This is a genomic window from Pseudomonas sp. SBT1-2 (assembly GCF_028640875.1).
Classification (GTDB): domain Bacteria; phylum Pseudomonadota; class Gammaproteobacteria; order Pseudomonadales; family Pseudomonadaceae; genus Aquipseudomonas; species Aquipseudomonas chlororaphis_I.
The window spans coordinates 1-26,037 of sequence record NZ_JAQZAA010000089.1; the positions used below are offsets into that span (position 1 = coordinate 1).

Annotated in this window: 13 protein-coding genes; 7 read left to right on the forward strand and 6 right to left on the reverse strand. The window is 65.4% G+C overall.

What is annotated here, in order from left to right; genetic code table 11:
• Positions 1 to 53 precede the first annotated feature (53 nt).
• The 5 genes from PVZ78_RS18725 to PVZ78_RS18745 all read right to left on the reverse strand — a co-directional run bounded on the left by PVZ78_RS18725 (position 54) and on the right by PVZ78_RS18745 (position 6,506).
• On the reverse strand, positions 54 to 851 hold the full coding sequence (locus PVZ78_RS18725) for an enoyl-CoA hydratase/isomerase family protein (protein WP_038634090.1): 798 nt from the start codon (positions 849 to 851) through the stop codon (positions 54 to 56).
• Positions 848 to 2,005, reverse strand: a complete 1,158-nt coding sequence (gene atuD / locus PVZ78_RS18730; RefSeq protein WP_273829068.1) for a citronellyl-CoA dehydrogenase — start codon at positions 2,003 to 2,005, stop codon at positions 848 to 850. Before atuD ends, PVZ78_RS18725 begins: the two co-directional genes overlap by 4 nt.
• Before the next feature lie 208 nt (positions 2,006 to 2,213).
• Positions 2,214 to 3,830: a geranyl-CoA carboxylase subunit beta gene (gene atuC / locus PVZ78_RS18735; protein ID WP_273829069.1), complete on the reverse strand. Its 1,617-nt coding sequence runs from the start codon at positions 3,828 to 3,830 to the stop codon at positions 2,214 to 2,216.
• A gap of 3 nt (positions 3,831 to 3,833) precedes the next feature.
• On the reverse strand, positions 3,834 to 4,703 hold the full coding sequence (locus tag PVZ78_RS18740) for an SDR family oxidoreductase (protein WP_101283037.1): 870 nt from the start codon (positions 4,701 to 4,703) through the stop codon (positions 3,834 to 3,836).
• 12 nt (positions 4,704 to 4,715) lie between these two features.
• On the reverse strand, positions 4,716 to 6,506 hold the full coding sequence (locus PVZ78_RS18745) for an acyclic terpene utilization AtuA family protein (protein WP_009050078.1): 1,791 nt from the start codon (positions 6,504 to 6,506) through the stop codon (positions 4,716 to 4,718).
• A 210-nt stretch (positions 6,507 to 6,716) separates the two neighbouring features.
• On the opposite strand from PVZ78_RS18745, the gene PVZ78_RS18750 reads away from it, so the two are divergent.
• The 3 genes from PVZ78_RS18750 (at position 6,717) to PVZ78_RS18760 (ending at position 8,742) form a co-directional block, all read left to right on the forward strand.
• Entirely contained in the window at positions 6,717 to 7,340 is a 624-nt protein-coding gene (locus tag PVZ78_RS18750) for a TetR/AcrR family transcriptional regulator (protein WP_009050077.1), read from the forward strand.
• A gap of 100 nt (positions 7,341 to 7,440) precedes the next feature.
• Positions 7,441 to 8,232: a substrate-binding periplasmic protein gene (locus PVZ78_RS18755; protein WP_009050076.1), complete on the forward strand. Its 792-nt coding sequence runs from the start codon at positions 7,441 to 7,443 to the stop codon at positions 8,230 to 8,232.
• Positions 8,233 to 8,304: 72 nt separating this feature from the next.
• A complete protein-coding gene (locus PVZ78_RS18760; protein WP_041987728.1) occupies positions 8,305 to 8,742 on the forward strand; it encodes a hypothetical protein in 438 nt (145 codons plus the stop codon).
• 56 nt (positions 8,743 to 8,798) lie between these two features.
• Here PVZ78_RS18760 and PVZ78_RS18765 read toward each other — a convergent pair whose 3' ends face one another.
• On the reverse strand, positions 8,799 to 9,347 hold the full coding sequence (locus tag PVZ78_RS18765; RefSeq protein WP_009050074.1) for an RNA polymerase factor sigma-70: 549 nt from the start codon (positions 9,345 to 9,347) through the stop codon (positions 8,799 to 8,801).
• 375 nt (positions 9,348 to 9,722) lie between these two features.
• Between PVZ78_RS18765 and PVZ78_RS18770 the strand changes: the two genes are divergently transcribed.
• From PVZ78_RS18770 to PVZ78_RS18785, 4 genes are all read left to right on the forward strand, one after another.
• On the forward strand, positions 9,723 to 22,739 hold the full coding sequence (locus PVZ78_RS18770; protein WP_273829070.1) for a non-ribosomal peptide synthetase: 13,017 nt from the start codon (positions 9,723 to 9,725) through the stop codon (positions 22,737 to 22,739).
• A gap of 196 nt (positions 22,740 to 22,935) precedes the next feature.
• On the forward strand, positions 22,936 to 23,754 hold the full coding sequence (locus PVZ78_RS18775; protein WP_273829071.1) for an alpha/beta fold hydrolase: 819 nt from the start codon (positions 22,936 to 22,938) through the stop codon (positions 23,752 to 23,754).
• 286 nt (positions 23,755 to 24,040) lie between these two features.
• A complete protein-coding gene (locus PVZ78_RS18780; protein ID WP_009050071.1) occupies positions 24,041 to 25,093 on the forward strand; it encodes a hypothetical protein in 1,053 nt (350 codons plus the stop codon).
• Between the two features lie 554 nt (positions 25,094 to 25,647).
• A complete protein-coding gene (locus PVZ78_RS18785) occupies positions 25,648 to 25,992 on the forward strand; it encodes a DUF6124 family protein (RefSeq protein WP_009050070.1) in 345 nt (114 codons plus the stop codon).
• Positions 25,993 to 26,037 lie beyond the last annotated feature (45 nt).

Here is a 26,037-nt window from a genome sequence, read left to right on the forward strand (position 1 = left end):
CAAGGAGTAGGCAGGTCACGGACCTGTAGGAGCGAGCTTGCTCGCGATGGGGCTCATGACGCCCACGCCGGTTTGCGTTTCTGCACGAAGGCCATGGTCCCCTCGATGCCTTCGGCGCCAGTGACGGCGGCGGCGAACTGCTCCGCCGCGCGATCGAGCAGGGGCGCCAGCGGTTCTTCAGCGCTGGCCAGCAACAGGGCCTTGGTCGCGGCATTGGCTTCGGGCGCGCAGCACAACACATGGGCCAGTACCTCATCGAGGCGTTCGGCCAGGGCCTCTGGGCTGTTTTCGACAAAATGCACCAGGCCCAGCCGCTTGGCTTCGTGGCCATCAAAGCGCGCGGCGGTCAGCGCCAGCCGGCGGGCCTGGGTCAGGCCGATGCGCTTGACCACGAACGGGGCGATTTGCGCCGGCAGCAGGCCGAGGCTGGTTTCCGGCATACCGAACTGCGCCTGATGATCGGCGATGGCGATATCGCTGACACAGGCCAGGCCGAAGCCGCCGCCCAGCACCGCGCCTTGCAGCAGCACGATCAGCACCTGCGGGCTGTGCTGGGCTTCTTCGAGCAGCGTGCCGAATGCCCGGTTCAGTTCCTGAGAGGCGCTGGCGCCCTGGGCGCGGGCAGCGGCCATGTCTTTCAGGTCGCCGCCGGCGCAGAAGTGCCCGCCGGCGCCTCTCAGCACCAGGGCGCGAATGTCGCGGTCATCGCGTACCGCCGCCAGCACCGCGCGCAGTTCGGCGACCATTTGCAGGCTCATGGCGTTGCGGCTGTCCGGGCGATCGAGGGTGATGTGCAGGACGCCGCCGCGGGGCGCCAGCAGCAGGGTTTCGCAGGCGGGCAGGCGGCTCATTTTCTTTTCCCCGGCAGGATGCCCATGAGTTTGCAGATGATGCCCAGCATGATTTCGTCGGCGCCGCCGCCGATCGACACCAGGCGCACGTCGCGGTAGGCGCGGGCCACCGGGTTGTCCCACATGAAGCCCATGCCGCCCCAGTATTGCAGGCAGCTGTCGCTGACTTCGCGGCCCAGGCGCCCGGCCTTGAGCTTGGCCATGGACGCCAGGCGGGTGACATCCTGGCCCCGCACGTATTGCTCGGTGGCCTGGTACACCAGGGCCCGCAGGCATTCGATTTCGGTGGACAGCTCGGCCAGGCGGAAGTGGATCACCTGGTTGTCGATCAGCGCGCTGCCGAAGGTCTGGCGTGCCTTGCAGTACTCGATGGTGCTGTCGACGCAGTACTCCAGGCCCTTGATCATGTTGGCCGCGCCGAACAGCCGCTCTTCCTGGAATTGCAGCATCTGCATCATGAAGCCGGCGCCTTCGTGGCCGATGCGATAACGCTGGGGCACGCGCACGTTGTCGAAAAACACCTGGGCGGTTTCCGAGCTGCGCATGCCGAGCTTGTCCAGGTGCGGGCTGAGACTGATGCCGGGGCTGTTCATCGGCACCATGATCAGCGACTTGTTGACGTGGGGCTTGTCGTCCGAGGTGTTGGCCAGCAGGCAGATGAAGTCGGCGCTGGGGGAGTTGGTGATCCACATCTTGCTGCCGTTGATCACATAGTCGTCGCCGTCCTTGCGCGCCGTGGTCTTGAGCCCGGCCACGTCGGAGCCAGCACCGACTTCGGAGACGCCGATGCAGCCGACCATTTCCCCGCTGATGGCCGGGCGCAGGAATTCCTCGCGCAGCTCGTCGGAGCCGAAGCGCGCCAGGGCCGGGGTGCACATGTCGGTCTGCACGCCGATGGCCATCGGGATGCCGCCGCAATGAATGGTGCCGAACTCTTCGGCGGCGACTATCGAATAGCTGTAGTCCAGGCCCATGCCGCCGAACTTCTCCGGCTTGGAGATGCCCAGCAGGCCCAGTTCGCCGGCCTTGCGGAAAATCTCATGGATCGGAAAGCGCCCGGCCTTTTCCCACTCGTCGACGTACGGGTTGATCTCGCGCTCGACAAAGTTGCGCACCGTGCGCCGCAGTTCTTCATGTTCCTGGGTGAAGATCATTTTTATTGTTCTCCTCAAGTTGAGTGACGCAATCCCTGAACCTTGTGACTCCTGTAACCGCTGCCGCAGGCCGAAAACACCGCCGTTGCGGAACTGCTCGCTGTCCCTGTAGCCGCTGCCGAAGGCTGCGATAAGGCCCGAAGGGCCTTCGAGGGCTTCAAGAGCACGTCCTCTTCGGGGCCGATCGCAGCCTACGGCAGCGGCTACATCAGAACCGTGCGACACCGAAGCTATTGGGTTGTAGCTGACGCACCTGCGCCTCATGGCAGATATCCAGCAGATAACCCAGCAGGGTGCGGGTATCCCGTGGGTCGATCAGCCCGTCGTCCCACAGGTTGGCGCTGCCATACAAGGCGGTGGACTGGCTGTCGAGCTTCTGCGCGGTGACCTGTTCCAGCATATCCAGCATCTGCGGATCGGCCGCCTGGCCCTGCTTGGCGTGCTTGGCCTCGGTGACGATGCGCAGCACCTTGCCGGCCTGGGCGCCGCCCATCACTGCGGTGCGGCTGTTGGGCCAGGCGAAGATGAAGCGCGGGTCCAGGCCGCGGCCGCACATGGCGTAGTTGCCGGCGCCATAGGAGCCGCCGACCACGATCGTCAGCTTCGGCACCCGGGCATTGGCCACCGCCTGGATCAGCTTGGAACCGTGCTTGATCACGCCTTGCTGCTCCGACTCGGTGCCGACCATGAAACCGGTGGTGTTGTGGAAAAACAGCAGCGGGGTGCCGCTCTGGTCGCACAATTGAATGAACTGCGCGGCCTTGCTTGCGCCTTTCGGGGTGATCGGCCCGTTATTGCCGATAAAACCGCAAGGGCGCCCCTGGATCTGCAAATGACCGCAGAGGGTCTGCTGGTCGAACTCGCCCTTGAATTCGAGGAAGTTCGAACCGTCGGCGATGCGCGCGACGATTTCCCGGGCGTCATAAGGCTTTTTCGGGTCGTCGGGAATCAGCCCCAGCAGTTCGTCGATCGGGTACAGCGGTTCCGCGTAGGCGCGTGTCGGCTGCAGCGGCAGCCGGGCATTCCACGGCAGGGCGTCGAGAATCTCCCGCACGATGCGCACGCCATCGCCGTCGTTTTCCGCCAGGTATTCGGCGGTGCCGGCCACCTGCGCATGCATCTCGGCTCCGCCCAGTTCTTCGTCGGTGGCCACCTCGCCAGTGGCGGCCTTGAGCAGGGGCGGGCCGGCGAGAAACAGCTTGGCCTTGCCGCGCACCACCACTACGTAATCCGACAGCCCCGGCTGGTAGGCGCCGCCGGCGGTGGCCGAGCCGTGCACCACAGTGATCTGTGGCAAGCCCATGGCCGACATGCGCGCCTGGTTGGCGAAACTGCGCGCGCCTTCGACGAAGATCTCCGCCGCGTAATTGAGGTTGGCGCCGCCGCTCTCGGCCAGGGTCACCACCGGCAGTTTGTTTTCCATGGCGATCTGTTGCAGGCGCAGGGATTTTTTCAGGCCGCTGGGGGAGATGGTGCCGCCCTTGATCGCACTGTTGTTGGCCACCACCAGCACCCGCACGCCACTGACATAACCGATGCCGGCGATCAGCCCGCCACCGGCCTGGCTGCCGTCCTTGTCGTCGTGCAGCTTGTAGCCGGCCAGGCTCGCCAGTTCGAGAAAGGGCGCGCCGGGGTCCAGCAGCAGGTTGAGGCGTTCGCGGGGCAGCAGTTGCCCGCGCTTTTCGAATTTCGCCTTGGCCTCGGCAGCCTTGGCCAGCAGGTTCTGTTCCAGTTGGCGGATCTGCGCCAGGCCGGCCAGCATCGCTTCACGATTCTGCAGGAACTGCGGGCTGTGAGGGTCGAGTTGGGACTGGATGACCGGCATGGCTTACTCCTGATCCTTGAGCACGTCGGGCAGATAAGCGCGGTGGAAGCCGTTGTAGGACTGGCTATGGGAGGCCTTGTGCAGCGGCCAGGCGCGGCTGCCGAGGCTGGCGGCGCCGTCGATGCGCAAGGTGCTGCCGCTGATGAAGGCGGCCGCCGGGCTGAGCAGGAAGACGATGGCGGCACTGACTTCCGACTCGGTGCCGATGCGCTTGAGCGGCACGTGTTCGCGCAGGGTCGGGATCACCGCCTTGAACGCGCCTTCGTAGGTGTCCATGCCGCTGGAGGCGATCCAGCCCGGCGCCACGGCATTGACCCGCACCCCGGCATGGCCCCATTCGAATGCGGCGGTCTTGGTGAAGTTGTCCATCCCCGAACGGGCGGCGCCGGAATGGCCCATGCCGGGCATGCCACCCCACATGTCGGCGAGCATGTTGACGATGCTGCCGCCGTGCTTGCTCATGGACTGGTTGAAGACTTCCCGGGCCATGAGAAAACCGCCCACCAGGTTGGTGCGCAGCACGGTTTCAAAACCTTTCTGATTGATCGAGGCCAGGGGCGAGGGGTATTGCCCGCCGGCGTTGTTGACCAGGCCATGCAGCGGCCCGTGCTCACGGATCAGTTCACTGACCAGGGTCTTGACCGCTTCCTCGTCGCGAATGTCGCAGGCATGCCCGCTGGCCTGGCCACCGTCTTCGGCAATCTCCGCGGCCACCTTGTGCAGCTTGTCCGCCTTGCGCCCCACCAGCAGCACGCGGGCGCCAAGGGCCGCCAGTTCGTGGGCGGTGCAGCGCCCGATGCCGCTGCCGCCGCCGGTGACGATGATGGTCTGGCCGGCGAACAGGTCGGGTTTGAAAATCGAGTCATAACCCACGATAGGTGTCCTCTAATTAACGGCGTCAGCGATGCTCTGCGGCACCGGGATCTGGATTTCCAGCAACTGCTGGGCGAAGGCCTTGCCTTGCGGGTCGATGCGCAGGCTGGCGACACCGCCGCCACCGAGGGCGTTTTCCAGCAGGAAATTCAGGCTATGGCTGCCCGGCAGGTACCAGCGCTGGACCCGGCCATGGATCGGGTCCAGCACATGGCTCATCCAGTCCACCACGACTGCGGGGGTCAAGGCTTCGGCGATCCACGGCAGGTATTCGGGCGCGCGGGCCATGACTCCGATATTGCTGTGGTTACCCTTGTCTCCGGAGCGCGCCACCGCCAGCTTGACCAGCGCCACGCTGGCATCGGCGCGGCCCACGGGGCTGGCCACGGCATGGGGCGCGGGCAGGGCGCTGGAGTCGAGGCTGTCGAGCTCGGGCAACTCGACCCGGTGGCGTTGGCCGGCCATCTCGACTTCCAGGGTGCAGGCGCTTTTGTCGATCAGGAACGAGAACAGACGGATCAGCGGATAGACCGTGGGCCGGCCGCCGACGATGCCGGTCAGGCCCGGGGCCATGCCCGTGGCGGCCTGGGCGATCTCCCGGGAAAACAGCACCAGCGCGCGCTTGTCCGGGTGGCGCACGGCGAGCTTGATCACCACTTCGCGGCTGTCCTGGCGCTGGCCGTGAGGGCCGTAGGTGGCTTCGCTGCCGAGCAGTTCGATATTGACTTCGCTGTAAGGCGCCCAGCCGCGCTGGGCGAACATTTCCGCGGTCTTGTCGATGATCGCCTGGCTGACCCGGCGCGCCTTGGCCACTGCGTCGATACCGGCGATCAGGCAACTGGCGGTGCAACGGAAACCGTCCGGGTAGGTGGCGCTGACCTTGTACTGGCCGGTCGGCGGCAGGCCCTTGGCGCCGTGCACGCTGACCGCATTCTTGCCCTGTTGGCGCAGCTTGACCTGGGTGAAGTCGCAGACCACGTCGGGCAGCAGATAGGCCCGAGGGTCGCCGATCTCATATAGCAGTTGTTCGCCGACGGTCAGCGGCGTGACCAGGCCGCCGGAGCCTTCGGGCTTGCTGACCACGAACTGGCCGTCGGCGCCGACCTCGACTATGGGAAAACCGATGTGTTCGTAGTCCGGCACGTCGCGCCAGTCGGTGAAGTTGCCGCCGGTGCACTGTGCGCCGCATTCGATGATGTGCCCGGCGAGGGCGGCCTGGGCCAGCTTGTCGTAGTCGTGCCAGGACCAGCCGAACTCATGCACCAGCGCGGCGCTGACCACCGCGCTGTCAACCCCGCGGCCGGTGATGACAATGTCGGCGCCGAGCTTCAGGGCTTCGACTATTCCCGGGGCGCCGAGGTAGGCGTTGGTGGACACGCACATGGGTGGCAGCGGCGCGCCGCTGAACATTTCATGAATGCCGCTGCCGCTCAGTTGCTTGAAGCGCGGTTGCAGGTCGTCGCCCAGTAGCACGGCGATCTTCAGGGCCACGCCGGCCTGGTCGCAGGCCGCTTGCAGGGCCGCGGCGCAGGCCTGTGGGTTGACCCCGCCGGCATTGCTGATGACCCGGATGTTTTGCCGGGCGATCTCGCCCAGCAGCGGGCTCAAGACCTCGACAAAGTCCGTGGCGTAGCCGGCAGTGGGATCCTTCATCCGGGCGCCGGCCATGATCGACATAGTGATCTCGGCCAGGTAGTCGAACACCAGGTAATCCAGGCGGCCGCCCTGCACCAGTTGCGCGGCGGCGCTCGAGGTGTCGCCCCAGAAGGCACTGGCGCAGCCGATGCGGAGGGTCTTGGTCATGGCAGGGGGCTCTCGATAAAAGACTCGATAAAAGACGCGATGACAGAACTGCATCGAGACTACCAAGCAAGCGCTTGGTTTGTAAACGTCGGAAATATCTTCTTCCCAAGCGCTTGCTTGGTCGTCCCCACGGGCTTAAATTGCGCGCGCAAGCTCCCTGTTTCAGCGGGCTGCGCCGCATAACGATCGAGCGAATGTAGGAGAGAGGCCGTGGACGAGCAAAAAGCCTTGCTGGTGATGCGCCAGCTGGTCGCCAACGGGCAACTGACCGATCCGGACAGCGCCCGCGGCAAGCTGCTGCAAACCGCGGCTCACCTGTTTCGCAACAAAGGCTACGAACGCACCACGGTGCGCGACCTGGCCAGCGCGGTGGGCATCCAGTCCGGCAGCATCTTTCATCACTTCAAGAGCAAGGACGACATCCTGCGCGCGGTGATGGAGGAAACCATCCACTACAACACCGCCCTGATGCGCGCCGAACTGGCCGAAGCCGGCAGCGTGCGCGAGCGGGTGCTGGCGCTGATCCGCTGCGAGCTGCAATCGATCATGGGCGGCAGCGGCGAGGCCATGGCGGTGCTGGTCTACGAATGGCGCTCGTTGTCGGCGCAAGGCCAGGCCGACGTCCTGGCCCTGCGCGACATTTATGAGCAGATCTGGCTGCAGGTGCTGGGCGAGGCCAAGGAGGCCGGCTTTATCAAGGGCGATGTGTTCATTACCCGGCGTTTTCTCACCGGGGCGCTGTCCTGGACCACCACCTGGTTTCGCGCCGAGGGCAGCCTGACCCTCGAACAACTGGCCGAGGAAGCGCTGACCCTGGTGCTCAACGAGCCCTGAGCGCAAGTAATTAATTACTCAGTGGAAAGTTGTCGAAGCGAGGGAAACCGCCTAGCTTTAATGGCACTCCCCTGTTTCTTTTCTTGAGGTACGTTACCTGATGTCTTCGCCAATGCGGACGGCTTTGCGAATGCTTGTGTGGGGCCTGGCCACCCTGACGGTTTTCCCGGTCTGTGCTGCACAGTTGGTACGGGTGGGGGCGGCGCACTTTCCTCCTTATACCGTGCGGCCCGAGCAGGGCGCCGACACCGGTTTGCTGCCGCAACTGGTGGAGGCCTTGAACGTACTGCAAAGTGATTATCAATTCGTACTGGTGCCAACCTCGATTCCCCGGCGTTTTCGCGATTTCGAGCAAGGCCGCGTCGACATGGCGATTTTCGAGAACCCGGCCTGGGGCTGGCAGGACATTCCCCACACCAGCGTCGACATGGGCCTGGAAGATGCCGAGATCTTCACCGCCCAGCGCGAGCCCGGCCGCGGCCAGGAATATTTCGCCGACCTCAAGGGCAAGCGCCTGGCCCTGTTCAGCGGTTACCACTATGCATTTGCCAACTTCAATGCCGACCCCAAGTACCTGGCCGACACCTACAACGCGACCCTGACCTACTCCCATGACAGCAACCTGCTGATGGTGCTGCGCGGTCGTGCCGACATTGCGCTGGTGACCCGTTCCTACCTCAGTGATTTCCTCTCGCACAATGCCGACACGGCGCAGCAGTTGTTCGCGTCCGAGCGGATCGATCAGGTCTACCACCACTACGCCCTGATTCGCCCCATGGCGCCGATCAGCGGCGAAGACTTCGCCAAGTTGCTGGGGCGCTTGCGCGACAGCGGTGAAATGCTGAAGATCTTCGATCCCTACCGCATCGTGGTCATGCCCCCGGCCAAGTGAAGCCGGCCTGCCTAAATTTCTCTCTGCGGCTCACGTCACTTGGTTGAACACCGATGACGCTGAGTCCGTGCCATGTCCTCTCTCGATACGCTGTCCGCTGTGGCCGTTGCCGATACCTGCCGTTGCGTCGCCGATGCCGCTGGCCTGCAACCGCTGCGGCTCGCCGGCATTGAAACCAGCGGTGCCAGCCGTGGGCCTGGCGCGCCGCTGCCACCGGCGGGCAGCGAGGTGCTGCAAGCCTTGCGTGGGCAAGACGGATGGCGTGAGGAGTGGATGGCCGGCTGGTTGTCGACCCTGGTGCATTCGTTATGCCTAGACCACGGGCCGAGCGAGCGGCTGGTCGAGGACGCTGGCCACAGGCTCGAGCAGCAGGAGCGTTGCCTGCATTGTGGCAGGGCCTTCGATTTTTCGCACAAGCGCGCCGCCCTGCTGATTCTGGCACAGGGGCGTGGTGTCGAACGGCATCAGGGGGTCGAGACGATCGGGCGGGAGCGTTCCTGTTCGCGGTAGCGCCGTGGCGGACGGTGGCTATCGCGATCAGGTGCGGGAGTAGCGGGCAGCGCGGCTCAGTGGCGGGCGTAGGTGTCGGCGCGGCTACCCGAGACTTTGCGGCAGTGCACCAGTGCATCGCGAATCATGAAATTCACCAGGGTCGGCGAGACCCCGAGCTCCTTGGCGATGTCCTTTTGCGGCACGCCATGCAGGCGATACATCTCGAACGCATAGCGGGTGCGGCTCGGCAGTTCGGTCAGCGCATCGGCAATGTGTTCCAGGGTCGAGAAATTGATGTGTGAGGTTTCCGGCGACGCTCCCTGCACGACCACATTCAAGCCCTCTTCTTCAGTGCCCGAATACTTCTGCTCCAGCGCCTGCTTGCGATAGTGGTCGATCGCCAGGTTGCGCACGATCTGGAACAGGTAGCTCAACTGCGCCTTGAACGACGAGGTGATCTGCGGCGCCGATTGCAGCCGGAAGAAAGCGTCCTGCACCACGTCTTCGGCGCGGGAGCGGCAGCCGGTAATGCGCGCCGCGATTTTGACCAGGATCAGGCGGTTGTCGACAAAGGCCTGGAGTAGCGGTGAATCGCACCTGCTTGTGGATACTTGTTCCGTCATGGAAATCACCTTGCTGCAAAAGGGTTAGTAGGACGACAGAAATTTCAGATTCGTCTTACACATCGAGCGACAAATTATGTTGAATGATAATGATTGTCAATTGAGAAAGAGAATTAATGATCCTCTTTGGTGCGCAGTGAGAACTGCGGCTCGTTGTCGCACTTTGTGAAGGTGTTCGAGGGGTGGGTGGGGACTAATTATTTCAAGACGCCATCCGTTCTCATTGGAGAAAGGCTACGGGTGGAACATCCCGCCACAGCAGTCTCCAGATGCCCCGTTCCGAGGGCAGGGGCCTTTATTTTTCAAAGGTTTATGTAACGGTCGCGGCCTTGGTCCGCGGCTCTACGTGCAAGCACAATCCGCGCAGGAAACCCCATGATGGACGCGTTCGAACTCCCCAGCACTCTGGCTCAAGCCCTTCAACGCCGGGCGGCTCAGACCCCTGATCAAGTGGCCTTGCGCTTTCTTGCCGAAGAGCAGGATCAGAGCGTGGTCCTCAGTTATCGCGACCTGGATCTGCGCGCCCGGACCATCGCCGCGGCGCTGCAGGCCAATGCCGGCCTGGGCGATCGCGCGGTGCTGCTGTTCCCCAGCGGCCCGGACTATGTCGCGGCGTTTTTTGCCTGCCTGTATGCCGGGGTCATCGCGGTGCCGGCCTATCCGCCGGAGTCGAGCCGACGCCATCACCAGGAGCGGCTGATCTCGATCATCGCCGACGCCGAGCCGCGGCTGCTGCTGACCAGCAGCGGGCTGCGCGATTCCCTGGCGCAGATGGACGAGCTACAAGGCGCCGACGCGCCGCAGCTGCTCTGCGTGGACACCCTGGAGGCGAGCCTGGCCGAAGTCTGGACGGCCACCGAACTGCGCGGCGACGACATCGCCTTCCTGCAATACACCTCGGGCTCCACCGCCTTGCCCAAGGGCGTGCAAGTCAGCCACGGCAACCTGGTGGCCAACGAACTGCTGATCCGCCGCGGCTTCGGCATCGACCTCAACCCCGACGACGTGATCGTCAGCTGGCTGCCGCTGTACCACGACATGGGCCTGATCGGCGGCCTGCTGCAACCGATCTTCAGCGGTGTGCCCTGCGTATTGATGTCGCCGGCCTACTTCCTCGGCCGGCCGTTGCGCTGGCTGGAGGCGATCAGCCAATACGGCGGCACCATCAGCGGCGGCCCGGACTTCGCCTACCGCCTGTGCAGCGAGCGGGTCAGCGAGTCGGCCCTGGAGCGCCTGGACCTCAGCCGCTGGCGCGTGGCCTATTCCGGCTCCGAGCCGATCCGCCTGGACACCCTGGAGCGCTTCGCCGAAAAGTTCGCCGCCTGCGGTTTCACCCCGAATAACTTCTTCGCTTCTTATGGTCTGGCCGAGGCCACCCTGTTTGTCGCTGGCGGCACCCGTGGCCAGGGCATCCCGGCCCTGCGCCTGGACGAGCAGGCCCTGGCGCAGAACCGCGCCGAGCCGGGCAGCGGCAACGCCATGATGAGCTGCGGCACCAGCCAACCCGAGCACGCGGTGCTGATCGTCGAGCCGCACACCCTGGCCGAGCTGGAAGACAACCTGGTCGGCGAAGTCTGGGCCGCCGGTCCGAGCATCGCCCATGGTTACTGGCGCAACCCCGAGGCGTCGGCCAAGACCTTCGTTCAGCACGCCGGCCAGACCTGGCTGCGCACCGGCGACTTGGGTTTCATGCGCGGTGGCGAGCTGTTCATTACCGGTCGCTTGAAAGACATGCTGATCGTGCGTGGGCACAACCTTTATCCACAGGACATCGAGCAGACCATCGAGCGTGAGGTCGAGGTGGTGCGCAAGGGCCGGGTCGCGGCGTTCGCCGTCACCGAACAGGGCGAGGAAGGCATCGGCATCGCCACGGAAATCAGCCGCAGCGTGCAGAAGATCCTCACGCCGGACGCGCTGATCAAGCTGATTCGCCAGACCGTGGCCGAGGCCTATCAGCAAGCGCCGAGCGTGGTGGTCCTGCTCAACCCCGGCGCCTTGCCCAAGACTTCCAGCGGCAAGCTGCAACGTTCGGCCTGCCGCAACCGCCTGGCCGATGGCAGCCTCGACAGTTATGCCCAATTCCCGAGTCGCCAGGCGGTGGCCGGCGAGGCCAGCGGTGAAGCGAGCAGCGAACTGCAAGAGCTGATCGGCCGCATCTGGCGCGAGCAGCTGCACGTCGAGCAAGTAGCGAGCGACGATCACTTTTTCCTGCTGGGCGGCAACTCCATCGCCGCGACCCAGGTCGTCGCGCGGCTGCGTGAAGAACTCGGCCTGGAGCTGAACCTGCGCCTGCTGTTCGAGGCGCCGACCCTTGGCGCTTTTGCCGCGCAGGTCGCGCAACTGCAACAGGACGGCGGCCTGGCCCAGGGCGCGATCAATGCCTTGTCGCGCACCGAGGCGTTGCCTCAGTCCCTGGCGCAGAACCGCCTGTGGATCACCTGGCAGCTCGACCCGCACAGCAGCGCCTACAACATTCCCGGCGGCCTGCGCCTGCGCGGCGAGCTGGACGAAGACGCCCTGCGCGCCAGCTTCCAGCAACTGATCGAGCGTCATGAATCCCTGCGCACGCGCTTTTTCGAGCGCGACGGCCAGGCGCTGCAACAGGTCGAAGCCGCCGGCGAATTCAACCTGCAGGTGATCGACCTCAGCGACCTGCCGCTGGCCGAGCGCGAAGCGCGGGCGCAACAGATCCGCGAGGAGGAAGCCCGTACCCAGTTCGACCTGGAACAAGGCCCGCTGCTCTGGGTGACCCTGGTACGCCTCGACGACGAAGAGCATCAACTGCTGGTGACCCTGCACCACATCATCGCCGACGGCTGGTCGCTGAATGTGCTGATCGACGAGTTCTCGCGCCTGTATGCCGCCGCCGTGCAAGGCCAGGCGGCGAGCCTGGCGCCGCTGCCGCTGCAATACGCCGACTACGGTAGCTGGCAGCGCCAGTGGCTGGCCCAGGGCGAAGGCGAGCGGCAACTGGCCTACTGGAAACAGCAGTTGGGCAATGAGCACCCAAGCCTGAGCCTGGCCACCGATCACCCGCGCTCGGCGCAGCGGCAACACAGCGCCGCGCGCCACAGCCTGCGCCTGGGGGCGAGCCTGAGCGAAGCCATTCGCCAGACCGCCCAGGCCCATGAATCGACACCCTTCATGCTGTTGCTCACGGCCTTCCAGAGCCTGCTGCATCGCTACAGCGGCCAGCGCGACATCCGTATCGGCGTGCCCAACGCCAACCGTCCGCGCCTGGAAACCCAGGGCCTGATCGGCTTCTTCATCAACACCCTGGTGCTGCGCGCCGAGGTGGATGGCCGCCTGCCATTTAGCGCGTTGCTGGCGCAGACCCGCCAGGCCGCGCTGGAAGCCCAGGCCCATCAGGACCTGCCGTTCGAGCAACTGCTCGAAGCCTTCCCCCAGGCCCGCGAACAGGGTCTGTTCCAGGTCATGTTCAACCACCAGCAACGCGACCTCGGCGCCCTGCGCCGGTTGCCCGGGCTGCTGGCCGAAGAGCTGCCGTGGCACAGCCGCGAGGCCAAGTTCGACCTGCAACTGCACAGTGAAGAAGACCGCAACGGCCGCCTGAGCCTGTCGTTCGACTACGCCGCCGAGTTGTTCGAGGCCGCGACCGTCGAGCGCCTGGCCGAGCATTTCGTCAGCCTGCTGCGCGAGGCCTGCGAGCGTCCGCAGACCGCCATCGCCGACTTGCCGTTGCTCAACCCCTGCGAGCAGGCGCAGCAGCAACAGTGGAGCGAAGCCCCTTGCGCGGCGGCCAGCCAATGGCTGCCCGAGCTGCTCGACGCACAACTGCAACAGACCCCGGAGCGCACCGCGCTGGTGTGGCAGGGCGGCGAGCTGAGCTTCGCCGAGCTGCATGCCCAGGCCAACCGCCTGGCCCATTACCTGCGCGACAAAGGGGTCGGCCCGGATGTCTGCGTGGCCATCGCCGCCGAGCGTTCGCCGCAGCTGTTGATCGGCCTGCTGGCGATCGTCAAGGCCGGCGGCGCCTATGTGCCGCTGGACCCGGACTACCCGGCCGAACGCCTGGCCTACATGCTGGCCGACAGTGGCGTCGAGCTGCTGCTGACCCAGACCCAACTGCTCGAGCGTCTGCCCCAGGCCGAGGGTGTCAGCGCCATCGCCATGGACAGCCTCAAGCTCGACAGCTGGCCGAGCCATGCGCCGGGCCTGCACCTGCACGGCGACAACCTGGCGTATGTGATCTACACCTCCGGTTCCACCGGCCAGCCCAAGGGCGTGGGCAACACCCACGCGGCCCTGAGCGAACGCTTGCAGTGGATGCAGAACACTTACCGCCTGGATGCCAGCGATGTGCTGATGCAAAAGGCGCCGATCAGCTTCGACGTGTCGGTGTGGGAATGCTTCTGGCCGCTGATCACCGGCTGCCGCCTGCTGCTGGCCGCGCCGGGTGAACACCGCGACCCGCATCGCATCGCCCAGTTGGTGCAGCAATACGGCGTGACCACGCTGCACTTCGTGCCGCCGCTGTTGCAGCTGTTCGTCGATGAGCCGCTGAGCGCCGAATGCAGCAGCCTGCGCCGAGTGTTCTCCGGTGGCGAAGCCTTGCCGGCCGAATTGCGCGACCGGGTGCTGGAGCAACTGCCGAACGTCCAGTTGCACAACCGTTATGGCCCGACTGAAACCGCGATCAACGTCACCCACTGGCATTGCCGCCGCAGCGATGGCGAGCGCTCGCCCATCGGCCGGCCGCTGGGCAATGTGATCTGCCGGGTACTGGATGCCGACCTCAACCCGGTGCCGGCCGGCGTGCCGGGCGAGCTGTGCATTGCCGGGATCGGCCTGGCCCGTGGTTATCTCGGGCGGCCGGGGCTGAGCGCCGAACGTTTTGTCGTCGACCCGCTGGGCTCCGAGGGCGCGCGCCTGTACCGTACCGGCGACCGTGTGCGCTGGGCGGCCGATGGCGCGCTGGAATACCTCGGGCGCCTCGATCAGCAGGTCAAGCTGCGCGGCTTCCGGGTCGAGCCCCAGGAAATCGAAGCGCGCTTGCTGGCCCAGGAGGGCGTGGCCCAGGCCGCGGTACTGGTACGCGAGACCGCGGCCGGTGCACAGCTGATCGGTTATTACACCGCCACTGCGGATGTGGAAGATGAAGAGGTGCAGATCGCGCGCCTGAAAACCGCCCTGGCCAGTGAGCTGCCGGAGTACATGGTGCCGGCGCAACTGATGCTTCTTTCGGCCATGCCCCTGAGCCCGAGCGGCAAGCTCGACCGCCGCGCCTTGCCGGAACCGCAATGGCAGGTGCGTGAACACATCGAGCCGGTTACCGAGCTGCAACAACAGATCGCGGCGATCTGGCGCGAGGTGCTGGGGCAGCAGTGCATTGGTCTGCGCGATGATTTCTTTGCCCTGGGTGGCCACTCGCTGCTGGCCACGCAGATCATCTCCCGGACCCGCCAGGCCTGCGACGTCGAGTTGCCGCTGCGGGCCTTGTTCGAAGCCAGCGAGCTGGGCGACTTCGCCGAGCAGGTGCGGCTGATCCAGGCATCCGGCAAGCGCAACCAGCAACAGCCGATCGCCAAGGTCGACCGCAGCGCGCCTGTACCGCTGTCCTTTTCCCAGCAGCGCATGTGGTTCCTCTGGCAGATGGAGCCGGACAGCCCGGCCTACAACGTCGGCGGCATGGCGCGTTTCAAGGGCGTGCTGGATGTCGGGCGTTTCGAGGCGGCGCTGCAGGCGCTGATCCTGCGTCACGAAACCCTGCGTACCACTTTCCCCAGCGTCGACGGCGTGGCCCGGCAACGGGTGCACGCCGAAACCGGCGTGCGCATGGCCTGGAAGGACTTCTCCAGCCTGGATGCAGCGGCCCGCGAGCAACGCCTGCAACAGCTGGCCGACAGCGAGGCGCACCAGCCGTTCGACCTGGAAACCGGTCCGCTGCTGCGCGCCTGCCTGGTCAAGGCGGCGGAGCATGAGCACTACTTCGTGCTGACCCTGCACCACATCGTCACCGAAGGCTGGGCGATGGACATCTTCGCCCGTGAGCTGAGCGCGTTGTACGAAGCCTTTATCGACGACCGCGACTCGCCGCTGGAACCGCTGCCGGTGCAGTACCTGGACTACAGCGTCTGGCAGCGCCAGTGGCTGGAGTCCGGCGAGCGTCAGCGCCAGCTGGATTACTGGACCACGCAACTGGGCAACGAACACCCGCTGCTGGAACTGCCGGGCGACCGTCCGCGGCCGCCGGTGCAAAGCCACCAGGGCGAGCTGTACCGCTTCGACCTCAGCGACGAACTGGCGGCACGGGTGCGTCGCTTCAATGCGGAACACGGCCTGACCCTGTTCATGACCATGGCCGCCACTTTGGCCGTGCTGCTCTATCGCTACAGCGGCCAGACCGACCTGCGCATCGGCGCGCCGGTGGCCAACCGCATCCGCCCGGAAAGCGAAGGGCTGATCGGCGCCTTCCTCAACACCCAGGTGCTGCGTTGCCAGCTCGACGGGCAGATGAGCGTCGGTGAACTGTTCGAGCAGGTGCGACATACCGTGATCGAAGGCCAGTCCCATCAGGACCTGCCGTTCGACCACCTGGTGGAAGCCCTGCAACCGCCGCGCAGCGCCGCCTACAACCCGCTGTTCCAGGTGATGTGCAACGTCCAGCGCTGGGAGTTCCAGCAGAGCCGCAGCCTGGCCGGCATGACCGTCGAATACCTGGCCAACGATGCGCGGGCCACCAAGTTCGACCTCAACCTGGAAGTCACCGACCTCGACCATCGCCTGGGTTGCTGCCTGACCTACAGCACCGACCTGTTCGACGAACCGCGCATCGCGCGCATGGCGACGCACTGGCGCAACCTGCTGGAGGCCTTGATCGAGAGCCCCGAGCAACGCCTGAGCGAATTGCCGCTGCTCGACCGCGCCGAGCAACAGCAGCTGCTGGACAGCCTGGGCGTCGAGCCCGGCGAGCACCGCCTGGACCAGTGCATCCACCACCTGTTCAGCGAACAGGCGCTGCTGCGCCCGGACGCGCCGGCCCTGACGTTCGCCGGGCAGACCCTGAGCTACGCCGAACTCGACAGCCGCGCCAACCGCCTGGCCTGGATGCTCCGTGAACGTGGCGTCGGTCCGCAGGTGCGGGTCGGCCTGGCCCTGGAGCGTTCGCTGGAAATGGTCATCGGCCTGCTGGCGATCCTCAAGGCCGGCGGCGCCTACGTGCCGCTGGACCCGGAATACCCGCTGGACCGCCTGCACTACATGATCGAAGACAGTGGCATCGGCTTGCTGCTCAGTGACGCGGCGATGTTCCAGGCCCTGGGCCAGCTGCCGCCGAGCGTGGCGCGCTGGTGCCTGGAAGAGGACGGCGCGCAACTGGCCAACTACCCGGCCAGCGAGCTGCCCTTTATCAGCCTGCCGCAGCACCAGGCGTACCTGATCTACACCTCGGGTTCCACCGGCAAGCCCAAGGGCGTGGTGGTGTCCCATGGCGAGATCGCCATGCATTGCCGCGCGGTGATCGAGCGTTTCGGCATGCGCCCGGACGACTGCGAGCTGCACTTCTATTCCATCAACTTCGATGCCGCCACCGAGCGTCTGCTGGTGCCGCTGCTCAGCGGCGCCCAGGTGGTGCTGCGGGCGCAAGGGCAGTGGGACACCGAAGAGATCTGCCAGCTGATCCGCCAGCACCGCATCAACATCCTCGGCTTCACCCCGAGCTACGGCAGCCAGCTGGCGCAGTGGCTGGCGACCCAGGGCGAAACCCTGCCGGTGCGCATGTGCATCACCGGCGGCGAAGCGCTGACCGGCGAGCACCTGAACCGCATTCGCGCGGCGTTCAAGCCGAGCCTGTTCTTCAACGCCTATGGCCCCACCGAAACCGTGGTCATGCCTTTGGCCAGCCTGGCGCCGGAGCAACTGGAGGAGGGCGCCGGCAGCGTGCCAATCGGCACGGTGGTCGGTGAGCGCGTGGCCTATATCCTCGACGCCGATCTGGCCCTGGTGCCGCAAGGCGCCACCGGTGAGCTGTATGTCGGCGGGGCCGGCCTGGCCCAGGGTTACCACCAGCGTCCGGGCATGAGCGCCGAGCGCTTCGTCGCCGACCCGTTCAGCACTCATGGCGGGCGTCTGTATCGCACCGGCGACCTGGTGCGCCAGTGCGCCGACGGTCAGGTGGAATACATCGGCCGGGTCGACCATCAGGTGAAGATTCGCGGCTTCCGTATTGAGCTGGGGGAAATCGAAAACCGCCTGCTGGAACATGAGGCCGTGCGCGAAGCGGTGGTGCTGGCCCTGGACATGCCGGGCGGCAAACAGCTGGCCGGCTATCTGGTGACCGATGTCGCCGAACAGAGTGACGAGCAGCAAGCTGCCTTGCGCGAGGCGATCAAGGCCCAGCTGAAAATCCATCTGCCGGATTACATGGTGCCCACCCATCTGGTCCTGCTGGCGAGCATGCCGCTGACCGCCAACGGCAAGCTCGACCGCCGTGCCTTGCCGGCACCGGACCTGGAACTCAACCGCCAGCAGTACGTGGCGCCGAGCAACGAGCTGGAGCAAACCCTGGCCCAGGTCTGGTGCGATGTGCTGAACCTGCCGCAGGTCGGCCTGCACGACAACTTCTTCGAACTGGGTGGCGACTCGATCCTGTCGATCCAGGTGGTCAGCCGCGCCCGCCAGCTGGGCATTCATTTCAGCCCGCGCGACCTGTTCCAGCATCAGACCGTGCAGACCCTGGCCGCGGTGGCCAGCCGCAGCGAGCAGATTATCGCCGAGCAAGGCTTGCTCAGCGGCGAGTCGGGCCTGACGCCGATCCAGCACTGGTTCTTCGACAGCGAGATCCCCGAGCGTCAACACTGGAACCAGGCGCTGCTGCTGGCGCCGACCCAGGCACTCGATGGGCAGTTGTTGGAGCAAGCGCTGCACGCGGTGCTGGCGCAGCATGATGCCCTGCGCCTGCGCTTTACCCAGGTCGACGGCCAATGGCAGGCGATACATCAACCGTTGTCCGAAGCGCCGCTGCTGGTGCAGATGCATGTGGCGTCTATGGATCAATGTGTTGCGCTGTTCGCCGAGGCCCAGCGCAGCCTCGACCTGAGCAACGGACCGCTGTTGCGCGCGCTGCTGGTGGACGGTCCGCAGGAACAGCAACGCCTGTTTATCGCCATCCACCACCTGGTGGTCGACGGCGTGTCCTGGCGGGTGCTGCTGGAGGATCTGCAAAACCTCTACCGCCAGCTTGAAGCTCAGCAGACGCCGCGCCTGCCGGCGAAAACCAGCGCCTTGCGCGATTGGGCGTCACGCCTGCAGGCCTATGCCGGCAGCGAGTCGCTGCGCGAAGAGTTGAGCTGGTGGCAGGACCAACTGGCTGGCCCGGCAGCGACGCTGCCGGTGCAACACGCTGAGGGCGGGCGGCAGAACAAGCATGCCCGGACCGTCAGCGTGAAACTGGATGCCGAGCGCACCCGGCAGTTGCTGCAACAGGCGCCGAGCGCTTACCGCACCCAGGTCAACGACCTGCTGCTGACGGCCCTGGCCCGCGTGCTGTGCCGTTGGACCGGCGAGGCTTCGGCGCTGATCCAGCTCGAAGGCCACGGCCGCGAAACCCTGTTCGACGAGATCGACCTGACCCGCACGGTCGGCTGGTTCACCAGCGCTTACCCGCTGCGCCTGACCCCGCTGGCTATAGAGGAAGCGGCCGGGCAGGGCGCCTCGATCAAGGCGATCAAGGAGCAGCTGCGCGCCGTACCGCACAAAGGCCTGGGTTATGGCGTGCTGCGCTACCTGGCCGACGCGGCGATCCAGCAAGGCATGGCGGCCTTGCCGAAGGCGCCGATCACCTTCAACTACCTGGGCCAGTTCGACCAGAGCTTTGCCAGCGACGCGCTGTTCCGTCCGCTGGACGAGCCGGTGGGCGCCGCCCATTCGCCGGAGGCGCCGCTGCCCAACGAGCTGAGCGTCGACAGCCAGGTCTACGCCGGCGAGCTGGTGTTGCGCTGGACCTTCAGTAGCGAGCGTTTCGACCCGCAGACCATCGACGAGCTGGCCCAGGCCTACCTCGGCGAACTGCACAGCCTGATCGCCCATTGTCTGGAGGACGATGCCGGCGGCCTGACGCCGTCGGACTTCCCCCTGGCGCGCCTGACCCAGGCGCAGCTGGACGCGCTGCCAGTAGCAGCCGGGGTCATCGAAGACGTCTACCCGCTGACCCCGATGCAAGAGGGCATGCTGCTGCACACCCTGCTGGAGCCGGGCACCGGCCTGTACTACATGCAGGACCGCTACCGCATCAACAGCGAGCTGGACCCTGCGCGTTTCGCCCAGGCCTGGCAGGCGGTGGTGGCTCGTCACGAAGCCCTGCGCGCGTCCTTCTGCTGGAACGTCGGCGAAGACATGCTGCAAGTTATCCACAAGCCGGGCGGCACGCCGATCGAGTTCCTGGACTGGAGTGCCGTCGCGCAAGACGAGCAGGAGCCGAAGTTGCAGGCGCTGCTGAAAAGCGAACGCGAGGCCGGTTTCGATCTGCTCGAGCAGGCGCCGTTCCACCTGCGGCTGATCCGCGTGGGGGCCGCGCGCTACTGGTTCATGATGAGCAACCACCACATCCTGATCGATGCCTGGTGCCGTTCGCTGTTGATGAACGACTTCTTCGAGATCTACACCGCCCTGGGCGAAGGTCGCGAAGCCCAGCTCAGCGTGCCGCCGCGCTACCGCGATTACATCGGCTGGCTGCAACGCCAGAGCCTGGCCGAGGCGCGCCAGTGGTGGATAAACAACCTGCAAGGCTTCGAGCGCACCACGCCGATTCCGAGCGACCGGCCGTTCCTGCGCGAACACGCCGGCGACAGCGGCGGCATGATCGTCGGTGACTGCTACACCCGTCTCGATGCCCGCGACGGTGCGCAACTGCGCGAGTTGGCGCAGCAGCATCAACTGACCGTCAACACCTTCGCCCAGGCGGCCTGGGCCCTGGTCCTGCGGCGCCTGAGCGGTGAGCGTGACGTGCTGTTCGGCGTCACCGTGGCTGGGCGCCCGGTGGAAATGCCGGAGATGCAGCGCACCGTCGGCCTGTTCATCAACAGCATCGCGCTGCGGGTGAAGTTGCCGGAAGACGGTCAGCGCCTGAGCGTGCGTCAATGGCTGGGCGGCCTGCTGGAACGCAACATGGAGCTGCGCGAGTACGAATACCTGCCGCTGGTGGCGATCCAGGAGAACAGCGAACTGCCCAAGGGCCAGCCGCTGTTCGACAGCCTGTTCGTGTTCGAGAACGCGCCGGTGGAAGTCTCGGTGCTGGACCGCGCGCAAAGCCTGAACGCCACCTCGGATTCCGGCCGCACCCACACCAACTTCCCGCTGACCGCGGTGTGCTACCCGGGGGATGACCTGGGGCTGCACCTGTCCTACGACCAGCGCTACTTCGAGCAAGCGACCATCGAGCGCATGCTCGGCGAGTTCAAGCGCCTGCTGCTGGCGCTGGTGCAGGGCTTCCATGGCGACATGGCCGAGCTGCCGCTGCTGGGCGCAGAAGAACAGGACTTCCTGCTCGCCGGCTGCAACCAGAGCGAACATGAGTACCCGCTGGAGCGCAGCTACGTCGAACTGTTCGAAGCGCAGGTGGCGGCCCATCCGCAACGCATCGCCGCCAGTTGCCAGGAGCTGCAATACAGCTACGCCGAACTGAACCAGCGCAGTAACCGCCTGGGCCACGCCCTGATCGCCAACGGCGTGGGCCTGGACCAGCCGGTGGCCCTGCTGGCCGAGCGCAGCCTGGACCTGCTGGGCATGATCATCGGCAGCTTCAAGGCCGGCGCCGGCTACCTGCCGCTGGACCCGGGCCTGCCGAGCCAGCGCCTGGGGCGGATCATCGAGCTGAGCCGCACGCCGTTGCTGGTGTGCACCGCGGCCTGCCAGGCACAGGCGCAAGCCTTGCTGGACGAATTCGCCTGCGCCAACCGACCCCGTTTGTTGGTCTGGGAAGAGGTGCAAGCGGCCGATCATTCGCTGGACAACCCAGGCATTTACAGCGGCCCGGACAACCTGGCCTATGTGATCTACACCTCGGGTTCCACCGGCCTGCCGAAGGGCGTGATGGTCGAGCAGCGCGGCATGCTCAACAACCAGCTGAGCAAGGTGCCGTACCTGCAATTGAGCGAAGCCGACGTGATCGCCCAGACCGCGTCGCAGAGCTTCGACATTTCGGTCTGGCAGTTCCTCGCCGCGCCGCTGTTCGGCGCGCGGGTGGACATCGTGCCGAACGCCATCGCCCATGACCCGCAAGGTTTGCTGGCCCATGTACAGGCGCAGCGCATCAGCGTGCTGGAAAGCGTGCCGTCGCTGATCCAGGGCATGCTCGCCCAGGAGTCCATCCACCTTGATGGCCTGCGCTGGATGCTGCCCACCGGCGAGGCGATGCCGCCGGAGCTGGCGCATCAATGGTTGCTGCGTTACCCGCAGATCGGCCTGGTCAACGCCTATGGTCCGGCCGAGTGCTCGGATGACGTGGCCTTCTACCGCGTCGATATGGCCTCGACCCGTGGCAGCTACTTGCCGATCGGTACGCCGACCGACAACAACCGCCTGTACCTGATGGATGGCGCGCTGGATCTGGTGCCGCTGGGCGCGGTGGGCGAGCTGTGCGTCGCCGGTACCGGGGTCGGCCGTGGTTACGTCAGCGATCCGCTGCGCACCGCGCAGGTGTTCGTGCCCCATCCGTTCGGTGCCCCGGGCGAACGCCTGTACCGCACCGGCGACCTGGCACGCCGTCGCGCCGATGGCGTGCTGGAATACGTCGGGCGCATCGACCACCAGGTGAAGATCCGTGGCTACCGCATCGAGCTGGGGGAAATCGAAGCCCGCCTGCACGAACAACCGGAAGTCCGCGACGCGGCGGTCGGCGTGCAGGAAGGCGTCAACGGCAAGCATCTGGTGGGTTATCTGGTGGCCAGCGACTCGGCGCTGAACCCGACGGAACGCCTGGAGCGCATCAAGCAACGCCTGCGCGCCGAGCTGCCGGAATACATGGTGCCGCTGCACTGGTTGTGGCTGGAACGCCTGCCGCTCAACGCCAACGGCAAGCTCGACCGCAAGGTCCTGCCGGCCCTGGAGATCGGCCAGCTGCACAGCCAGGACTACCTGGCGCCGCGCAGCGAGCTGGAGCAGACCCTGGCCGCTATCTGGGCCGAGGTACTCAAGGTCGAACGGGTCGGGGTCCGGGACAACTTCTTCGAACTGGGCGGGCATTCGCTGCTGGCCACGCAGATCGCCTCGCGGGTGCAGAAGACCCTGCAACGCAACGTGCCGCTGCGGGCGATGTTCGAGTGCAGCACAGTGGAGGAACTGGCGCAGTACATCGACAGCCTGGCGAGCAGTGAAATCAGCGAGGAGAAAGTCGATCGCCTGAGCGATCTGATGGCGGAGCTGGAGGGGCTGTAATCCAGTGTTGTCAGTGCTGGCCCTATCGCGAGCAAGCTCGCTCCTACAGAAGGCGATATGTCCCATGTAGGAGCGAGCTTGCTCGCGAAAAACCTCCAGGCTTGCACGGCCCTTAGGACTTGTCCGATTGACGGCAACCCTTCACCGGCACAGTCTACCGAAGTTTTTTCGCAGCCCACCTGACAGGAGACAGTTGATGCCCTTCGCGACTATTGATGGACAAGCCCTTCACTACCTGGACCAGGGCAGCGGCCCCGCGGTGCTGCTGGCCGGCAGTTACCTGTGGGACCTGAACATGTGGGCGCCGCAGATCGAGGCGCTGTCCCGGCAGTACCGGGTGATCGCCCCGGACCTGTGGGGCCACGGCCAATCCGGCGCGCTGCCGCAAGGCACTGCTTCGCTGGATGACATCGCCCGGCAGGTGCTGGCGCTGCTGGATCATCTTCAGATCGAGCGCATCACCCTGGTCGGCCTGTCCGTGGGCGGCATGTGGGGCGCGCGCCTGGCCCTGGCGGCGCCGCAACGGATCAATGGCCTGGTGCTGATGGACACCTATCTCGGGGCCGAGCCGGAGCCGACCCGCCAGTATTACTTCTCGTTGTTCAAGCAGATCGAAGAGAGCGGGACGATCGCCCCGCAACTGCTGGACATCGTGGTGCCGATTTTCTTCCGTCCGGGCATCGACCCGCAGTCGGCGCTGTACCAGGACTTCCGCGCAGTCCTCGCGGCACTGCCCAGCGAACGCCTGCGCGAAAGCGTGGTGCCCATGGGTCGTATCACCTTCAGCCGCGCAGACCTGCTGTCGCGCCTCAACCAACTGGACCCCAACACCACCTTGCTGCTGTGCGGCGACCAGGACAAACCGCGCCCACCGTCGGAAACCCGGGAAATGGCCGAGCTGATTGGCTGCCCTTATCAGCTGGTGCTTGAGGCGGGGCATATCTCCAACCTGGAGAACCCGGAATTTGTCACCGAGGCGTTGTTGGCGTTTTTGGCGGAGCGGTATTCCTGCTGATGCCTCGGCGGCGTCTGGGCTGACGTCATCGCGGGCAAGCCTCGCTCCTACAGAAGCCGTATTTTCCCTGGTGGATCGCGGCTTCTGTAGGAGCGGCCGGTCGATGCTCGATTGCCCGCGATGCGACTGCGTAATGCCGCCGAATCTTCCGGTTGACGGCGCTTCTGTAGGAGCGAGGCTTGCCCGCGATTCGATCTCAAGGCTACCACCCGACCCCTCTGCTATAGTCGCGCCCGGCGCAGGTCCAAGCACCTGCGTCGGGCGTTTTCATTCAGGGACAGGGGCCATGACGGAACAGATTTACTGGCGCGATATCGAGGACCTGGCCGGCAACTGGAACGGCCTCGGGGTGGACGTCAAGCGCCCGGCCAGCGGCAAGCCGAACCTGCGCCTGCTCAGTGGCAACAACCGACGCATGCAACTGGTGCTGGGTGACCAGACGCTGCTGTGGGGCAGCATGTCCCGCTGCCTTTACGGCGTGTGGCTGGTACGCAATCACCTGCTGGAGCAATTGCCGCAAACCCTGGTGGGCCCCATCGACTCGCCTCAGGTGGAGCAACAGATACGCCTCGACCCGGCCCTGCGCCTCAAGGCCTGGAGCCGCTTCTTCGTCCAGCAGTTGATGCAGCATCAGCCGGACTTTTTCTACCCCGGCTACTGGCTGGTACGGGCCCTGCGCCCGGAATCCCTCAAACCGATGCGGCCGTTGCTGAGCGGCACCGAAGCCTGGTACTTCAAGGGCGGTGAAGACGCCCTGAGCCATATGCCGCAGTGGGCGATCTACGGCCGCAACATCCTCGACAACCGGCAACCCGGCGCGGCGCGCTGGGTCGAGTTGGGCGAGAGTGGCGGCGCAGTGGTCGGCCTGCATGCAGTGGACCCGCATTCCGGGCGCCTCAAATGGTGGCGCAAGAAAGCCCGTGAAGGCAGCTTGCCGCCCATCCTGCTGTGGTACGTCAGCGGCCTGAGCTGCCACCTGATTCTCGATGGCCATTACCGCTTGCAGGCGGCCATCGATGAAAACCTTCCACCGCAGTTCCTGGTGCTCAGCTCGCCGCGGCTCTTCAGCTATCGCCCGAACCCGCAAGAGCAGCAGAAGGTGCTGGGGGCCCTGCAGATGCAGATCCAGCGCAAGAACCTGGAGACGGTGCGCTTCAACCAACTACTGATCAGCACCTTCGATGACCGTCCATATCACGGCTTCGGCAGCCAGTCGTGGGCCGGGATTGCCTCGGAAAAGGTCTGGGTCGATCAGGTCAGCGCCATCCTCAACGAACGGGGAGACACGGACGAACTGGAGAACATCCTTGCCCGCGAAGCACCAGACGAGTTCGCCTGAGCCTTACGCACAAACGCCGAATGCTGACGCCCCTGTAGCCGCTGCCGAGCTCCGCGAGGCTGCGATCGGGCGCGAAGCGGCCGCAAACCAGGCGATGGGGTTTTGCCTGACACACCGCATTGGCAGGTTTGGCACTTGCTGCGCCCGAACGCGGACCGAGCCGATCGCGCCGTCGGCAGTCGCTTATCCACAGGCGCCGAATTCTGACACTCCCCTGTAGCCGCTGCCGAAGGCTGCGATCGGGCGCGAAGCGGCCGCAAACCAGGCGACGGTATTTTTCCTGACACACCGCATGGGCAGGTTTGGCGCCTGCTACGCAGTCGATCGCAGCCTCGCAGGCTCGGCAGCGGCTACAGGGGGCCGATTCGCTTTCTTTTGTAGGGCATTTCCGGGAAGTGGTTTGCCGCTTGAATACGGGGGGCCTGACGCACTAGCCTGCACAGGTCATTGCGAAATCAATGGCCGGATGTGCAAGTCCGAAACATATCGGGAACGTACGAAGACCCAGAAGTATTTGCTGGGTGTTCATATCCACTGTGTTGAGGACCGCATCCATGAAAAAGCCAATCCCTGTATATCGTTACCCTGAGTTGAAAACCGCCAATCAAACCTTGCGTCAGGCGCTGGCCAGTTCGCCTCCTGAAGCATTTGATTCTCTCCACGCCACTACGGCAGGGCCGGTAGGTCCGGATTCTCTTTTTTGTGTACGCGAAGGCATCAGCGCCGAAGAAGCCCTGGTGCATGTGTCGTTGCTGCTCAAATGCGCTGAAGAAGTCAGCGATGAAATCACCGAACGCGGCAGTGGCCTGGAGCGTGGGTTGATCTGGTCGATGGTCCATTCCGTGGAAATGGCCAGGGCGGTGGTGGATGCGTTGCTGGATGGGCGCGGCGCCCGTTGAGTCGTTTTTGAAGCGTTCATCCTGAGCGGGCTCGCCCCCACAGGG

Coding starts and splice junctions, on each gene's coding strand:
- PVZ78_RS18755 (WP_009050076.1), top strand. CDS start 7,441: ATGTCTTCGCCAATGCGGACGGCTTTGCGAATGCTTGTGTGGGGCCTG.
- atuD (WP_273829068.1), bottom strand. CDS start 2,005: ATGATCTTCACCCAGGAACATGAAGAACTGCGGCGCACGGTGCGCAAC.
- PVZ78_RS18760 (WP_041987728.1), top strand. CDS start 8,305: ATGTCCTCTCTCGATACGCTGTCCGCTGTGGCCGTTGCCGATACCTGC.
- PVZ78_RS18765 (WP_009050074.1), bottom strand. CDS start 9,347: ATGACGGAACAAGTATCCACAAGCAGGTGCGATTCACCGCTACTCCAG.
- PVZ78_RS18775 (WP_273829071.1), top strand. CDS start 22,936: ATGCCCTTCGCGACTATTGATGGACAAGCCCTTCACTACCTGGACCAG.
- PVZ78_RS18780 (WP_009050071.1), top strand. CDS start 24,041: ATGACGGAACAGATTTACTGGCGCGATATCGAGGACCTGGCCGGCAAC.
- PVZ78_RS18770 (WP_273829070.1), top strand. CDS start 9,723: ATGATGGACGCGTTCGAACTCCCCAGCACTCTGGCTCAAGCCCTTCAA.
- PVZ78_RS18745 (WP_009050078.1), bottom strand. CDS start 6,506: ATGACCAAGACCCTCCGCATCGGCTGCGCCAGTGCCTTCTGGGGCGAC.
- PVZ78_RS18725 (WP_038634090.1), bottom strand. CDS start 851: ATGAGCCGCCTGCCCGCCTGCGAAACCCTGCTGCTGGCGCCCCGCGGC.
- PVZ78_RS18785 (WP_009050070.1), top strand. CDS start 25,648: ATGAAAAAGCCAATCCCTGTATATCGTTACCCTGAGTTGAAAACCGCC.
- atuC (WP_273829069.1), bottom strand. CDS start 3,830: ATGCCGGTCATCCAGTCCCAACTCGACCCTCACAGCCCGCAGTTCCTG.